General features: G+C 36.5%; 15 protein-coding genes and 1 riboswitch. All 15 genes read left to right on the top strand.

The genetic code is table 11. The annotated features are described in order from the left end of the window. The first annotated feature begins 13 nt into the window (after window positions 1-13). Window positions 14-1,195 (top strand): pyridoxal phosphate-dependent aminotransferase, encoded by a 1,182-nt coding sequence (locus tag H8S01_RS03265; RefSeq protein WP_021865412.1) that lies wholly within the window; start codon window positions 14-16, stop codon window positions 1,193-1,195. 109 nt (window positions 1,196-1,304) lie between these two features. Further along, window positions 1,305-1,456: riboswitch (FMN riboswitch) on the top strand. 9 nt (window positions 1,457-1,465) lie between these two features. After that, window positions 1,466-2,209 carry an ECF transporter S component gene (locus tag H8S01_RS03260; protein WP_186836166.1) on the top strand — a complete coding sequence of 248 codons (744 nt, stop codon included), beginning with the start codon at window positions 1,466-1,468 and terminating at the stop codon, window positions 2,207-2,209. A gap of 59 nt (window positions 2,210-2,268) precedes the next feature. After that, window positions 2,269-2,574 (top strand): hypothetical protein, encoded by a 306-nt coding sequence (locus H8S01_RS03255; protein WP_021865410.1) that lies wholly within the window; start codon window positions 2,269-2,271, stop codon window positions 2,572-2,574. Between the two features lie 152 nt (window positions 2,575-2,726). Further along, window positions 2,727-4,700 carry an NAD(+) synthase gene (locus tag H8S01_RS03250; RefSeq protein ID WP_186836337.1) on the top strand — a complete coding sequence of 658 codons (1,974 nt, stop codon included), beginning with the start codon at window positions 2,727-2,729 and terminating at the stop codon, window positions 4,698-4,700. 11 nt (window positions 4,701-4,711) lie between these two features. Further along, window positions 4,712-5,914: a peptidyl-prolyl cis-trans isomerase gene (locus H8S01_RS03245; protein WP_021865408.1), complete on the top strand. Its 1,203-nt coding sequence runs from the start codon at window positions 4,712-4,714 to the stop codon at window positions 5,912-5,914. Continuing rightward, window positions 5,904-6,563, top strand: a complete 660-nt coding sequence (locus H8S01_RS03240; RefSeq protein ID WP_186836165.1) for an HAD family hydrolase — start codon at window positions 5,904-5,906, stop codon at window positions 6,561-6,563. Before H8S01_RS03245 ends, H8S01_RS03240 begins: the two co-directional genes overlap by 11 nt. A gap of 47 nt (window positions 6,564-6,610) precedes the next feature. Continuing rightward, complete coding sequence (locus H8S01_RS03235; RefSeq protein WP_021865406.1) at window positions 6,611-7,324, top strand: HAD hydrolase-like protein; 714 nt, start codon at window positions 6,611-6,613, stop codon at window positions 7,322-7,324. 36 nt (window positions 7,325-7,360) lie between these two features. Continuing rightward, window positions 7,361-8,716 (top strand): SLC13 family permease, encoded by a 1,356-nt coding sequence (locus H8S01_RS03230; protein WP_021865405.1) that lies wholly within the window; start codon window positions 7,361-7,363, stop codon window positions 8,714-8,716. A 15-nt stretch (window positions 8,717-8,731) separates the two neighbouring features. Continuing rightward, window positions 8,732-9,325, top strand: a complete 594-nt coding sequence (locus tag H8S01_RS03225; RefSeq protein ID WP_021865404.1) for an AAA family ATPase — start codon at window positions 8,732-8,734, stop codon at window positions 9,323-9,325. A gap of 188 nt (window positions 9,326-9,513) precedes the next feature. Continuing rightward, window positions 9,514-10,257, top strand: coding sequence for a sensor histidine kinase (locus H8S01_RS03220; protein ID WP_021865403.1), 744 nt, complete (start codon window positions 9,514-9,516; stop codon window positions 10,255-10,257). Further along, a complete protein-coding gene (locus tag H8S01_RS03215; protein ID WP_186836164.1) occupies window positions 10,254-10,733 on the top strand; it encodes an NfeD family protein in 480 nt (159 codons plus the stop codon). Before H8S01_RS03220 ends, H8S01_RS03215 begins: the two co-directional genes overlap by 4 nt. Window positions 10,734-10,752: 19 nt before the next feature. Beyond that, window positions 10,753-11,514: a LytR/AlgR family response regulator transcription factor gene (locus H8S01_RS03210; protein ID WP_186836163.1), complete on the top strand. Its 762-nt coding sequence runs from the start codon at window positions 10,753-10,755 to the stop codon at window positions 11,512-11,514. 54 nt (window positions 11,515-11,568) lie between these two features. After that, entirely contained in the window at window positions 11,569-12,054 is a 486-nt protein-coding gene (locus H8S01_RS03205; protein ID WP_186836162.1) for a hypothetical protein, read from the top strand. A gap of 286 nt (window positions 12,055-12,340) precedes the next feature. Then, window positions 12,341-13,093 (top strand): Fe-S cluster assembly ATPase SufC, encoded by a 753-nt coding sequence (sufC, locus tag H8S01_RS03200; RefSeq protein ID WP_021865399.1) that lies wholly within the window; start codon window positions 12,341-12,343, stop codon window positions 13,091-13,093. 6 nt (window positions 13,094-13,099) lie between these two features. After that, window positions 13,100-14,506, top strand: coding sequence for a Fe-S cluster assembly protein SufB (sufB, locus tag H8S01_RS03195; RefSeq protein ID WP_186836161.1), 1,407 nt, complete (start codon window positions 13,100-13,102; stop codon window positions 14,504-14,506). Window positions 14,507-14,525 lie beyond the last annotated feature (19 nt).

Here is a 14,525-nt window from a genome sequence, read left to right as displayed (position 1 = left end):
TTGAGGGACAATAATGGAAATACAGTATTCAGAAAAAGCAAAGTTTTTCAAGCCGAATATTTTTAATATTTTAAATGAGCGTAAAGCGAAGATAGCACAGAAGGGAGTTAAGGTGTACGATTTATTTGTCGGGACACCTGACTTTCCACCGGCAGAGCATGTTATGAAAGTGGTGCAGGAGGCTGCTTTGAATCCTGAAAATTATAAGTATTCGCTTACTGATACACAGGAGTTAAAAGATGCAGTTAAAAACTGGTATGACCGTCGTTATGACGTCACTCTTAATGATGATGAGATTATGTCAATAAACGGTTCGCAGGAAGGATTTGCACATGTTGCTATGACAGTATGTAATCCGGGGGATCTCGTTTTAGTACCTAATCCGGGATATCCGATTTTTGAGGTCGGACCGTATCTTAACGATGCTTCAATTGATTATTACGAGCTTGACCCGGATAATCATTATATGCCTATGCTTGATAAAATAAGCGAGGAAAAGGCACAGCGTGCAAAGATGATTGTCGTGTCATATCCGCTTAATCCTACATGTACATGTGCTGATAAAGCATTTTATGAAAAACTTGTAGAATTTGCAAAAAAATATAATATTCTTGTTGTGCATGATAATGCATATTCCGAGATTGAATATGATGGAAGAAGAGGATTTTCGTTTCTTTCAATTCCGGGAGCAAAAGATGTGGGAATTGAATTTAATTCACTTTCAAAGACATACAATCTTACAGGATTAAGAATTTCTTTTGCATTGGGAAATGCAGATGTTATAAAACATTTTAAGACAATACGTTCACAGTTTGATTATGGTACAAGTTATATAGTACAGAAAGCTGCAGTGGCTGCATTAAACGGTCCACAGGATGGAGTTGTAAAGCAGCAGGCACAGTATCAGTCAAGAAGAGACGCACTCTGTGACGGACTTAATGCAATTGGCTGGAAAGTTCCATATTCAGAAGGAACAATGTTTGTGTGGGCTCCGGTTCCAAAGCAGTTTAAGAATTCTGATGAATTCTGTATACAGATGCTTGAAAATACAGGTGTTGTATGTACACCGGGAAGTGCATTTGGAAGTCTGGGCGAGAATCATGTAAGATTTGCACTTGTTCTCAATGAAAATCTTATAAAAGAAGCAGTTGAAAAGATAAAAGAATGGTTTGAAAAAGAAAATATTGAATTATAAGTAAGAAATATTTGGAAAAACAATAATCAGCATTGACTTGACTGCATTACAGTGTTATAGTAATGCAGTCAGCTGATAAAACAATTGAATAGAAGAGTGAGTTTTATACTCCAACCTTCAGGGCAAAGTGAGACAGTAATGTCAATTCTTGACCGGCGGTGATGTATCTGTATGCAGCATGATAATAAGTCCGCGAGCCAAAAAGGCCGATTAAGTGAGAATCTTAAACCGACAGTATAGTCTGGATGAAAGAAGAAGGAGCGTTTAAAAATGACTAATTTATCAAAATTATTTGATTCGTTACAGAAAAACATCGTATTTGTACTAGTGTCGCTTGTACTTATGGCAGTAGTATATTTTATAGCTTTTGGATTTGAAAAGCTAATCGAAAAGAAGAACAATATTAAGTTCTCATCAGAAAAAACCAGAGTAAACAAGATGGTTATCATGGCAATGCTTGCCGCAATTTCAGTTATTTTAATGTATTTTGAATTTCCATTGACTTTTATAGCACCATCATTTTATGAAATCGATTTAAGTGAAGTTCCTGTCCTTATCGGCTCATTCTTGCTGGGACCTTGTGCCGGTGTTGTTATAGAGGCGGTAAAAGTTATTCTTAAAGTATGCATTAAAGGAACAACTACTGCATTTGTGGGTGATTTTGCCAATTTTATATTGGGATGTTTTTTAACAGTTCCTGCTTCAGTTGTATATCATTTTCACAGAACAAAGAAAAGAGCAGTATTGGGACTTGTTGTTGGAAGCCTTACACTTATAGTTTCAGGCGTATTTATGAATGCATTTTATCTGCTTCCAAAATATTCAGAACTTTATGGAATGCCGATAGAGGCTTTTATTGCAATGGGTAATAAAATAAATGCAAATATTAATAATGTATTTACATTTGTTGTTCTTGCCGTTGCACCATTTAATTTTGTAAAAGCACTGATAACAAGTGTCATTACTTTTGTTTTGTATAAGTATCTGAGCAGACATTTAAAAGTTTCAGCATGATATGATTAAAAATAAAAATAAAGTCCATACTAAAAATAGTTCGTAAAAAGGAGGACTTTATGAAAAAATGTAAAATAATTATCATGGCGGCTCTTGCAGTTTTTGCAGTGGCGGCACTTGCGGGATGCGGCAATGCTGATAATGAGGAAACAGGGAGTAATCCTGATTCGGATAATGGAGTTGTTGAGCAGATAGTTACAGATGCAGCAACAGGAGCGAAAGAAGTTATAACGGATGCGGCAACAGGAGCGAAAGAAATAATTACTGATGCTGCAAAAGGAATAGAAGATGGTTTTACTGACGCTGTAAATGGATCAGAGGAGCCGGTTACAGACGATTATGAAGGAATGAACCATGAGCGTTGAAAATCAATAATTATATGCTTGTTTTATGGCAGTATATCTATGCTTTATTGCAGATATGCTGCCATTTATGTATGGTGAACATTTGTTGAAAATTAATAAAAAATGTTGCTTAAATTCTTGGAAAATTGTATAATAAAACACATGATTTTATGATGCGTGATAAGTTACGCGGAAATGGGGAGAAGTTGAAAGATGGATTTGTAAGAGTCGCTGCCTTGACACCCAAAATCAAAGTGGCAGACTGTGATTATAATACCGAACGTATAATTGAACTTATAAAAGAGGCATCGCAAAAAAAGGCTTCACTTGTCGTGTTGCCTGAGATGTGTATAACAGGATATACATGTGGAGATTTATTTTTGCAGGAGACACTTCTTGAGAGTGCAAAGAGAAGTCTCATAAAAATATGTAATGAATCTTTAAAATATAAGAATATGCTTATATTTGCCGGACTTCCATTTGAATATAATTCAAAGCTTTATAATGTTGCTGCAGCAATAAATAATGGCAGGATTCTTGGACTTGTACCGAAAAAATATCTTCCGAATTATGGTGAATTTTATGAGAGACGACAGTTTACTCCGGGATTTGACAAGTGTGTAAATGTTGAAATAAACGGAATGTATACGTTATTTGGCACCAATATTCTGTTCAGATGTGCTGGAATGGATGAATTTGTTGTTGGGGCAGAAATCTGTGAGGATTTATGGACACCTGACCCACCAAGCACGAAGCTGGCACTTCATGGTGCTACTGTGCTAGTAAACTGTTCTGCAAGCAATGAGACAATCGGAAAAAGACAGTACAGGACAGAACTTGTCAAAAACCAGTCTGCAAGGCTTGTCTCATGTTATGTATATTCAAGTGCAGGAGATGGAGAGTCAACACAGGATATAGTATTCGGCGGACATGATATTATATGTGAAAATGGTACAATACTCGGGATGTCAGAACTTTTTTCCGGACAGCAGATATATGCAGATATTGATTTAAAAAAGATAAAAGCTGAAAGACGGAGAATGACAACATTTGTTCCGGCTGATGATATGTCAGAATGGAATGAGGTCGTATTTGAAGCTTATACAGACAGCCAGATAAAGCTTGAAAGACATTTTGATAAGACACCATTTGTTCCTAAGAATAAAAAGGAACGTAATGAAAGATGTGAAGAGATATTAAATATTCAGACATTTGGTCTTAAAAAGAGACTTGAACATACTAAATGTAAGAGTGCAGTAGTCGGCATATCAGGCGGACTTGATTCAACGCTCGCACTTATAGTTACTGTAAGGGCGTTTGACGCATGTGGAATTGACAGAAGCAATATAACATGTGTTACTATGCCGTGTTTTGGCACAACTGACAGAACTTACAATAATGCGGTAAGCCTTACAAAAAAGCTTGGGGCAACGCTTAGGGAAATTTCTATAGAAAAGGCTGTGCGGCAGCATTTTGCTGATATTGGACATGATGAGAGTGTTCATGATGTCACATATGAAAACGGACAGGCAAGAGAACGTACACAGATTCTAATGGATATCGCAAACCAGACAAACGGTATGGTTATAGGTACTGGTGATATGTCAGAGCTTGCACTTGGCTGGGCGACGTACAATGGAGACCATATGTCAATGTATGGAGTCAATGCGTCAGTTCCAAAGACGCTTGTAAGACATCTGGTACGTTATTATGCAGATATCTGTGATGACAGTGAGCTAAAGGGTATTTTCCTTGATGTCCTTGATACTCCTGTGAGTCCTGAACTTCTGCCGCCTCAGGAAGATGGAACAATAGCACAGAAAACGGAGGATTTGGTTGGACCATATGAATTGCATGATTTCTTTATGTATCATATATTGAGGTTCGGTGTTAATCCTAAGAAGCTTTTCAGAATTGCCAGATGTGCATTTAAAGGTGAATTTGAAGATAAGGAAATATATAAGTGGCTTCGCACATTTGTATGGAGATTTTTTGCACAGCAGTTTAAGCGTTCATGTCTTCCTGACGGACCTAAAGTCGGAAGCGTTGCAGTTTCGCCAAGAGGCGATTTAAGAATGCCGAGTGATGCAAGTTCAGCCGTATGGATGAAAGAATTAGATGAAATAAAAGAGGAAAATGGATTTTAGGAGGATTAGTAATGGCTAAGGTTAAAGGAAACAAGGCAGTACTTAATAATACAGAGGAAAAGATTGTTACAAAGTATGATAAAAAGGTTCAGAAAAAACAGGAGCAGGAGAGAAGAGATGCAAAAGCTAAAAAGATAACATCGATTGCTGCAACTGTAATTCTTGTAATTATTGTCGCTGTGGCAGGAACAGCAGCATGGATGAATTATGATAAGATACATAATGAATATATTGATGTTGACGGCGATAAGATAAGTAAGATTGAATTTGATTTCTATTATTCAATGACAAAGCAGAATATTCTTAATCAGGAATTATTCAGCGGAATGACTTATGGAAGTTATTTTGCATCATATATGGGATATGATACATCAAAGAGTGATTCGTCACAGACTTACGGTGGCAACTCTGATTATACATGGTATGACTATTTTGCTAATGCAGCACTCTCAACAATAAAAGAAGATAAAGCACTTTTAAAGGATGCTGACAAGAATGGATTTACATATAATGCAGATGATGACTATAATAATTTTATTGACAATCTCAAGTCATCTGCAGATTCAGCAGGTTCATCCGTAAAAGATTATTACAAGACTGTATTTGGCGAAAATGCAACAGAAAAGAATATAAAAGGTTATTTGTGCAGTTACCTTAAAGCAGCGTCATATCAGGGAGAAATTCAGACTAAGTTAAAACCTGATGATGCAGAGATTGCTTCTTATTATGAGGAACACAAAGATGATTATGATACTGTAAATTACAGAATATTTGATATAAAAGCAGAGACAGAAAATGATGATAATTCACTTGCTGATGCAAAAGCAAAGGCTGATGAGATGGCAGCAAAAGCTACCGATGAATCATTGTTTGCAGACCTTTGTATAGAATATGCAGGTGATAATGCGGATACATATAAGAGTGATTCTAATGCTTCATTAAAGACACTTGTTAAAAAATCTTCAGTTGACGGTGATGCGGCTGACTGGCTGTTTGACAGCACAAGAAAGACAGGGGATGTAACTGTTGTGTCTGACTCATCTGCAAGTAAATGCAGTGTTGTAATGTTTGTTTCAAGAAGCTACGATTCATCAAATGATTCAACAATTTCAAATGCTATTATAACAGAAAAGTATAATGAACTTATTGCTTCATATGCTGATAATATGAGCGTTAAGAATATTAAGAACAGAATAAAAATGTATGAAGACTAGATTTGATTTTGGCAGATTCAGATGTGCCATATTTGATTTGGATGGCACTCTTTTGAATTCCACGGACGTGTGGGCGAAGGTTGATATTGATTTTCTTGGTAAAAGAAATATTGAAGTGCCTGAAGATTTTATAAGAAAAATAAAAACACATAATTTTGCAACAGGTTCAAAATATGTAATTGAAAGATTTAATCTTGACGAGAAACCGGAAGATATTGCAAAAGAGTGGTTTGATATGGCTGTACAGGCATATGCTGATGATATAGATTTAAAACCGGGAGCAGCTGATTTTCTTGAGAATCTCAGACAAAAGGGATATAAAATATGTATAGCAACAGCGTCTGACAGGGAATTGTATGAGGCATGCCTAAAAAGAAATAAGATATTTGATTATTTTGATAATTTTACGCAGAGCGATGAGGTTGAAAGAGGAAAAGGATTTCCTGATGTATATGAACTTGCCGCAAAAAAATGCGGATTTGGTGCGGATGAATGTGTTGTTTTTGAGGATGTATATGAAGCTATATGCGGAGCAGTAAATGGGGATTTTTATACGGTTGCTGTAAAGGATGATGCATCGAATGGCGACATTGAAAAGATAAAAGAAAAATGTAATCTGTTTATAAATGATTATTATGATTTACTTTAAGATTAGGTAAAATTTATGCAGGACAGATTCATTGAAAGGGAAAGAATATGAATAAGAAATATATTTTATTTGATCTGGACGGAACACTTACCGATACAGCTGAAGGGATTACGAAATCTGTCCAATATGCATTGGAAGCACAGGGGATTAAAGAGGAAAATCTTGATAACCTTACGTGTTATATAGGACCGCCGCTTGATGAAAGTTTTCAGAAGTTTCATGGCATGACAAAAGAACAGGCCTGGGAAGCAGTGGAAAAATACAGGGAGAGATATAAAGATACCGGTATATATGAAACCAGTGTGATAGACGGAATGATTTTTGTCCTTGAGACACTCAAAGCAGCGGGAAAGACGCTTGCACTTGCAACATGTAAGCCTGAACCGTTTGCATTAAAAATACTTGAACATTTTAATCTTTCAAAGTATTTTACGGTAGCCTGCGGAAGTAATCTTGATGGGACAAGAAAATACAAAAATGAAATTATTGAAGAGGTTTTTGCAAGACTTAACAGACTTGAAGGAAATGGGGAACTCACAGAGGCTGTTCTTGATGAAATGAAAGCTGATTCTATAATGGTAGGCGACAGAAAAGATGATATATATGGAGCACATAATGCGGATATAGAGGCAGTCGGAGTAAGATTCGGATATGCGGCAGACGGTGAGCTTGAGGAAGCCGGTGCAGATTATATCGTAAATACAGTGTTTGAACTTACAGCACTGCTTCTTATGGATGATGATTCGGTATTGTGTGATTAAGATATATATAATGTATTAGAAAAGAGGTAGAAGAGAATGGTAGCACAGATTTTGGCGGTGACTATCTTCGTTGCAATGTTTGTTCTCATTGTAATTGATAAGATAGAACGTCAGTACATAACACTAGGATGCGGGGTTATTACACTTGTAGTTGTATTTGGCTTATGTATGCACAGTGTTACAGCAATCACGGATACTCTTAATATTCACAGCATTTTTACCAGAACATTCTGGTATACAGGCGGTGCGGCAGAAGAGTCATCAAGTGGTATTAACTGGGCGACAATTATATTTGTTGCCGGAATGATGGTAATGGTAGAAGGAATGGCAAGAGTCGGCTTTTTCAGATGGCTCTGCATGAGAATTGCCAAACTTGTACATTACAAGACAATGGCGATTTTTATGACATTTATGATTATGTCAGCTGTATTATCAATGTTTATCGACAGCATTACTGTTATTTTGTTCCTTGCAGCAGTTACAGTCGAGTTGTCACAGCTTTTAAAATTTAATCCTGTGCCGATGATTCTGTCGGAGATTTTTTGTGCAAATCTTGGCGGTTCGGCAACAATGTGCGGAGACCCGCCTAATATCATAATTGGAACATCACTTGGATATTCATTTGCTGATTTTATAACAAATACAGGTCTTATTGCACTTGTGGCACTTGTTGCCGTGCTTGTATATTTTTATTTTGTGTTTCATTCAGAGCTTTCGGCTTCTAACGGAGAAAATGTTGATATTTCTTCACTTCCGGACCCGAAAGAGGCAATTAAGGATAAAAAAGGATTTGCAATAAGCTGTATTATATTTGCAACAGCAGTAGTTCTGCTTATAACACATGCCATGACAGGTCTTACGGTTGCATTTATCGGACTTTTTATTGCTCTTGTTACAATTATTACAGCACCTAAACATATACATGAGATAGTAAGCAAAGTTGATTATAAGACATTATTGTTTTTTATTGGTTTATTTGTAGTTGTAGGAGGACTCGAGCAGACAGGAATTCTTGAGATAGCTGCTAATTTCATTGGAAAGATAAGTGGTGGAAATGCAATGCTTATGGTGGCAATAATTATATGGCTTTCAGCATTTGCAAGTGCATTTGTCGATAACATTCCTTTTGCAGCAACTATGATTCCTATTATAAAAGCACTTGCCGCAACAGAAGGCGTGAGCCTTTCTACACTGGCATGGGCATTATCAATGGGAACTGATATAGGTGGAAGTGCAACACCGATTGGTGCTTCTGCTAACGTAGTAGGTACATCTGTAGCTGCCAAAGCAGGACATCCTATTGGCTGGGGTTTGTATTGCAAGAAAGTAGTTCCGGCTACAATTCTTGTGCTTGTTATTTCCACAGTTGGTATATTTGTAAGATATTTTTAAAGGAGGAGCAGGTGTATGGGAAAACAGCTGATTATAGCGGTAAGCCGTGAATTTGGAAGCGGCGGACATGAGATTGCGGATATTCTTGCAAAAAAATTTAATATTCCGATTTATGACAACAATCTTTTAACTGAAATTGCAAACAGTAAAAATCTTGATGTTGATACTTTGGAAAAATATGATGAAAAGCCAAAGAATATATTCCTTTCAAGAAGTGTAAGGGGCTACAGTAATTCACTTTCGGAAGTGCTTGCACAGATGCAGTTTGATTATATAAGAGAACTTGCAAACAAAGGTGAGTCTTTTGTAATTGTCGGCAGATGTGCGGAGACAGTGTTAAAAAATCATCCGGCACTTGTCTCTATATTTGTACTGGCTGACAAAGAGAGCAAGATTACAAGAGTTTCAAAGCATAATGATATTTCAAGGTCAGAAGCTGAATCACTTATAAATATGCAGAATAAGAAAAGAAAGACTTATCATAACAGATATTGCGAAGATAAGTGGGGCGATTCAAGAAATTATGATGTCTGCGTAAACAGTGCAAAGCTCGGAATAGAGCGTACAGCAGATATTCTTGAAGAATATATAAAAGAATTTGCACAATAAATAGTTATTTAAATATTTATTACACATCTGTCATGTGAAAAATGGCAGATGTGTTTTTTTATGCCCTTGTTTTGACAGTTAAATACGCAGAATGTCAATTTGAAAAAATAAGAGTTCAATATTTGACAGATGTGTTGTATATTAATAATGCAAAAGAAATAATTAATATCATGAAACGGAGAAAGTAAGTGGAGAAACAGTTTATAGCTGTTATTATTATATTTATACTAATTGCTGTTACAGTTGTAATTTTCCTTGTAAAAGCTCTTCTTAAAAATATGGAAAAGTACAGGGCAGCGTTAGAGACAGTTAATAATCTAGAGCAGCTTAATGCACGCATGAGAAGCCAGAGACATGATTACATAAATCAGATGCAGGTTATATATGGACTTCTCGAACTTGAAGAGTATGATGAGGCACTCGATTATCTGAAACCGATTTTTACGGATATGATGAAAGTCGGTAAGGCATTAAAGACAAAGATTCCTGCTGTCAATGCACTTCTTATGGCAAAGATGCAGACGGCTGAAAAACAGAACATTGACATGTATGTTGAAGTTAAGTCCAACCTTGAAAATATAGGAGTTGAGGGCTGGGAATTGTGCAAAGTGATGTCTAACATAATTGATAATTCTATAGCTGCTTCGTTGCAGAGTGAGTATGAAAGCCGAAAGGTATATATAGAAATCAGTGAGTCAATTGATTCGTATATTATAAGAATAGGAAATAATGGTCCGGTTCTTACAGCTGATGATAAGAAAATTATATTTAAGTCAGGATATTCAACAAAGAAAGAACCGGGACACGGTGAGGGGCTTGCAATTGTAATGAATATATTAAAAAAATATAATGCAAAAATAAAAGTCGACTCATCAGATAAAGAAACATTTTTTGAAATAGAATTTGTTAAAAAAGGAGATGGATTATTATGAACACAATGGAAGTTATTGGAATTATATTAATTATTGCCGGAATTATTCTTGCATCTGTCGAGATGTATATTCCGGGATTCGGAGTACCGGGAATATCAGCTGCAATATGTCTGGTGGCAGGTGTGCTTCTCACAGCAAAGAATGTTATGCAGGGAATTATAATTGTTATCGTAATTTTATGTATTCTTCTTGTTATATTTGTGATTATGTATTTTCTTATATTCAAGGCAAAAGTAAAATCGCCGATAGTTCTTGATAATGCGATAGACAGTAATGCCGGATATCTGGGGGAAGATGACCTCAGATACCTTCTTGGAAAAGAAGGCGTGGCAGTTACAGATTTAAGACCTGCCGGAAAAGGTAATTTCGAGGGTGTCGAATTTGATGTTAATTCTTCAGGACAGTTTATCCAGAAGGGTGCTAAAATAGTTATTTTTAGTATAAAAGATTCAAGACTTACTGTGAAAGAAGTGTAAGAGAGGCGGGAAAACTTTTATGAAAGTTATGATAGTTGAAGATGAAGAGGGTATAAGAAAACTTCTTGTAAAGATTGTTTCAAAAAATGAATCATTTCAGGTTGTTGCAGAATGTGCAGGTTTTCATGATGCTATAAAGATGTATTCTGAATGTCAGCCGGACATTATATTTATGGATATTGAGATAAAAGAAAATGAAGCAGATGAAAATGCAAGCGACAGGGTAAATGGTGTTGAGTGTGCAAGAATTCTAAGCAATATTAATCCTGATTTAAAAATTATATTTGTGACGGCACACAGTGAATATATGTCAAATGCTTTTGATATATATGCTTATGATTATATAGTAAAACCTTTTGATATACAGCGTGTTGAACGTACATTAAGAAGGATTGCCGCTTCTGGGGAAAATGTAACCAGTAGTGACAACACCGGTAAGGTAAAATCCTCGCCAGGCAGAAAAATGATGATACGTGGCAGGGAGAGTACGAATTTTATAGATATAGATGAGGTTGTAATGGTTGAAAGACAGGGCAAATCTACAATAATACATACAATCCGGGATGAATATAATACGTCAATGGGGCTTGGCGATATTGAGGAAAAGCTGACTGACAGTAAGTTCATAAGAAGTCATAAATCTTTTATAATTAATATGGATTACGTAAGCAGAATAGAACCATATGGACGCTGGACATATATTGTCAAGTTTAACGGAAAAGATTATGACGCACTTATTACATCGTCAAAGTATGACGAGATAAAGAAAATCTATGGGTAAGAAAGTATAGTGCAATGTACATTACGAAAAAATTAAACGGACAGGAGGGATTTTATGAATAATGTTTTTTTGCGTGACAGGATGGAAAGAAATAATTCCGATTTTGAGGGAAGCGGAATCGGAGAAGGCAGATTCGATGAATATGAGGAAGAAAAGGCAAAATTTTCTGATGCAATACTTCCATTTATAATTCTTACATTTATGATTATTGGACTTGCAGGAATTATTTATCTTCATATTACGGAAATTAGAAAAATATCCGGTGCGACGGCAGTTGAGATTGAATATGACGGAAAACAGCAGTTTGTTACATGGAAAGCACCGGATGGAAGAACATATTCTTACAATGCTTCGTATGCACCTGAAAAAAGCAATTCAGTGACGCTTTATTATAAAGGAACTGACTATAGAAATGGAATTATAAAAACCGACGTTGCGTCGTGGATAAAGTTCTATGCAGCTTTTACGGTTATCATCGGCGGTTTGATTTTTTGGATTTATAAGATTTTTCATAAGAAAAAACATGTTATATCAAAATAATGCTGTGCCAATATAATAATATCTGTTGGTTAAAGGCTCTGAGACATCACATTTGTGTGTTTCGGAGTCTTTTTTGTTACGGCGGTGTAAGGTTACGCTGTTGCAACGGTAGGAAGATGTCAGCGATGACACGGCAATATTTCCGCTGGGGTGCACTAATCGCAGTTTTATAAAAAATTTTGAATTTAAGTATTGAATTTGGCAAAGAATCATAATATAATGTTTCAAGAATTCCTAGTAAGCCAATCGGAATTCTGAAAATAACAAGATTGTGAAAGGATGAAAAATGATGAGCAATAATTTGTTGGAAGTAAAAGACTTGTCAGTAAATGTTGAAGAACAGCAGATTCTTCGTGGTATAAATTTGAATATTGGTAAAGGGGAGACTCATGTGCTTATGGGACCTAACGGTGCAGGTAAATCTACACTCGGATACACTATAATGGGTAATCCTAAGTACAGCGTTACAGGCGGCGAGATTATATTTAACGGAAAGAATATAGTTGATGAAGAGGTTAATGTAAGAGCAAAAGACGGAATATTCTTATCATTCCAGAATCCTATCGAAATACCGGGAATTTCACTCAGCAATTTTATAAGAAGTGCATTGGAGCAGAGAAATGGTAAGAGAATCCGTCTCTGGGAATTCAAGAAAGAATTAAAAAAGGCAATGGAAGTTCTTGATATGGATGAGTCATATGCGGAAAGAGACCTTAATGTAGGATTTTCAGGTGGTGAGAAAAAGAAGGCAGAGATTTTACAGCTTCTTATGTTAAAGCCGTCTCTTGCTATTCTTGACGAGACAGATTCTGGCCTTGATGTAGATGCGGTGCGTACAGTATCTAAGGGGGTCTGTGAATATCAGAAGGACAAGGAGGGTTCTCTTCTTATTATCACACATAATACTAAGATTCTTGAATCACTCCACGTTGATTACACACATGTTCTTGTGGATGGTAAGATTGTTACAACAGGCGGAGCAGAGCTTGTAGAAGAGATTAACAATAACGGATTTGACAGATTTGTGAAGGGAGAGTAATTACCCATGAGAGAAAAGACGAACGTCAATGATGTAGACAGAAGTATGTATGACTTCCGAAATGAAGAAAAAGATGTATACAGAGTAAAAGAAGGACTTACACCAGCGATTGTAGAAAAGATTTCATCTGAGAAACATGACCCTGTGTGGATGCAGAATTTCAGACTTGAGTCACTTCAGATTTACAATGAGATGAAAGTTCCTGACTGGGGTCCGTCAATTGAGGGACTCAATATGGACGATATTGTAACTTATGTCCGTCCAAATACTAAAATGAGTGCAAAGTGGTCTGATGTTCCGGAAGATATTAAGGATACATTTGAAAAACTTGGTATTCCTCAGGCAGAAAGAAAATCACTTGCCGGGGTTGGTGCACAGTATGACTCAGAACTTGTATATCACAATGTCCGTGAAGAAGTTGCAGCACAGGGGGTTGTATACACAGATATGGAAAGTGCATTGACAGGTGAGTATGCAGATATGGTTAAAAAGCATTTTATGAAACTTGTAACACCTAGAGACCATAAATTTGCCGCACTTCACGGAGCTGTATGGTCAGGCGGTTCATTTGTATATGTACCACCCGGAGTTTCAGTTGAGATTCCGTTACAGTCATATTTCAGACTTAATGCACCAGGGGCAGGACAGTTTGAACATACGCTTATTATTGTAGATGAGGGTGCATATCTTCACTTTATTGAAGGATGTTCAGCACCAAAATATAATGTTGCCAATCTTCATGCCGGTTGCGTTGAATTATTTGTTGGTAAGAATGCGAAACTCAGATATTCAACTATAGAGAACTGGTCAAAGAATATGTATAACCTTAATACAAAGCGTGCATTAGTAGAAGAAGGCGGTACTATTGAGTGGGTATCAGGTTCATTTGGCTCACATGTTTCATACCTTTATCCTATGAGTGTATTAAACGGAGAAGGTGCGAGAGCAGAATTTACAGGAATAACATTTGCTGGAAAAGGACAGAATCTTGATACAGGTACAAAAGTTGTCCATAATGCACCTAAGACGACATCATATGTCAATACAAAGTCAATTTCAAAAGATGGCGGCATAAGTACATTCAGAAGCTCTGTTGTTGTAAAACCACAGGCAAAGCAAAGCAAGTCTGCAGTATCATGCCAGTCACTTATGCTTGATGATATTTCCCGCTCAGATACAATTCCGGCAATGGATATAAGAACAAAGGATGCTGATGTCGGACATGAAGCAAGAATTGGAAGAATCAGCGATGAGGCTGTATTCTATCTTATGTCGAGAGGTATTTCCGAGGAAGAGGCAAGAGCAATGATTGTAAGTGGTTTTGCCGATAATGTATCAAAAGAACTTCCTCTTGAATATGCAGTTGAAATGAATAATCTTATCCGCCTTGAAATGAAGGGCAGCATAGGTTAATGATGCAGAAATGGAGAGT

The sequence above is a fragment of the Lachnospira hominis (ex Liu et al. 2021) genome, from assembly GCF_014287955.1.
GTDB lineage: Bacteria > Bacillota > Clostridia > Lachnospirales > Lachnospiraceae > Lachnospira > Lachnospira hominis.
Note: the sequence above shows the minus strand (reverse complement) of the source record. Positions and strands in the feature narration are given on the sequence as shown.

Excerpts from the sequence above, each read along its gene's own strand:
- H8S01_RS03265 (WP_021865412.1), top strand. The coding sequence starts at position 14 with ATGGAAATACAGTATTCAGAAAAAGCAAAGTTTTTCAAGCCGAATATT.
- H8S01_RS03260 (WP_186836166.1), top strand. The coding sequence starts at position 1,466 with ATGACTAATTTATCAAAATTATTTGATTCGTTACAGAAAAACATCGTA.
- H8S01_RS03255 (WP_021865410.1), top strand. The coding sequence starts at position 2,269 with ATGAAAAAATGTAAAATAATTATCATGGCGGCTCTTGCAGTTTTTGCA.
- H8S01_RS03250 (WP_186836337.1), top strand. The coding sequence starts at position 2,727 with ATGCGTGATAAGTTACGCGGAAATGGGGAGAAGTTGAAAGATGGATTT.
- H8S01_RS03245 (WP_021865408.1), top strand. The coding sequence starts at position 4,712 with ATGGCTAAGGTTAAAGGAAACAAGGCAGTACTTAATAATACAGAGGAA.
- H8S01_RS03240 (WP_186836165.1), top strand. The coding sequence starts at position 5,904 with ATGAAGACTAGATTTGATTTTGGCAGATTCAGATGTGCCATATTTGAT.
- H8S01_RS03235 (WP_021865406.1), top strand. The coding sequence starts at position 6,611 with ATGAATAAGAAATATATTTTATTTGATCTGGACGGAACACTTACCGAT.
- H8S01_RS03230 (WP_021865405.1), top strand. The coding sequence starts at position 7,361 with ATGGTAGCACAGATTTTGGCGGTGACTATCTTCGTTGCAATGTTTGTT.
- H8S01_RS03225 (WP_021865404.1), top strand. The coding sequence starts at position 8,732 with ATGGGAAAACAGCTGATTATAGCGGTAAGCCGTGAATTTGGAAGCGGC.
- H8S01_RS03215 (WP_186836164.1), top strand. The coding sequence starts at position 10,254 with ATGAACACAATGGAAGTTATTGGAATTATATTAATTATTGCCGGAATT.
- H8S01_RS03210 (WP_186836163.1), top strand. The coding sequence starts at position 10,753 with ATGAAAGTTATGATAGTTGAAGATGAAGAGGGTATAAGAAAACTTCTT.
- H8S01_RS03205 (WP_186836162.1), top strand. The coding sequence starts at position 11,569 with ATGAATAATGTTTTTTTGCGTGACAGGATGGAAAGAAATAATTCCGAT.
- sufC (WP_021865399.1), top strand. The coding sequence starts at position 12,341 with ATGATGAGCAATAATTTGTTGGAAGTAAAAGACTTGTCAGTAAATGTT.
- sufB (WP_186836161.1), top strand. The coding sequence starts at position 13,100 with ATGAGAGAAAAGACGAACGTCAATGATGTAGACAGAAGTATGTATGAC.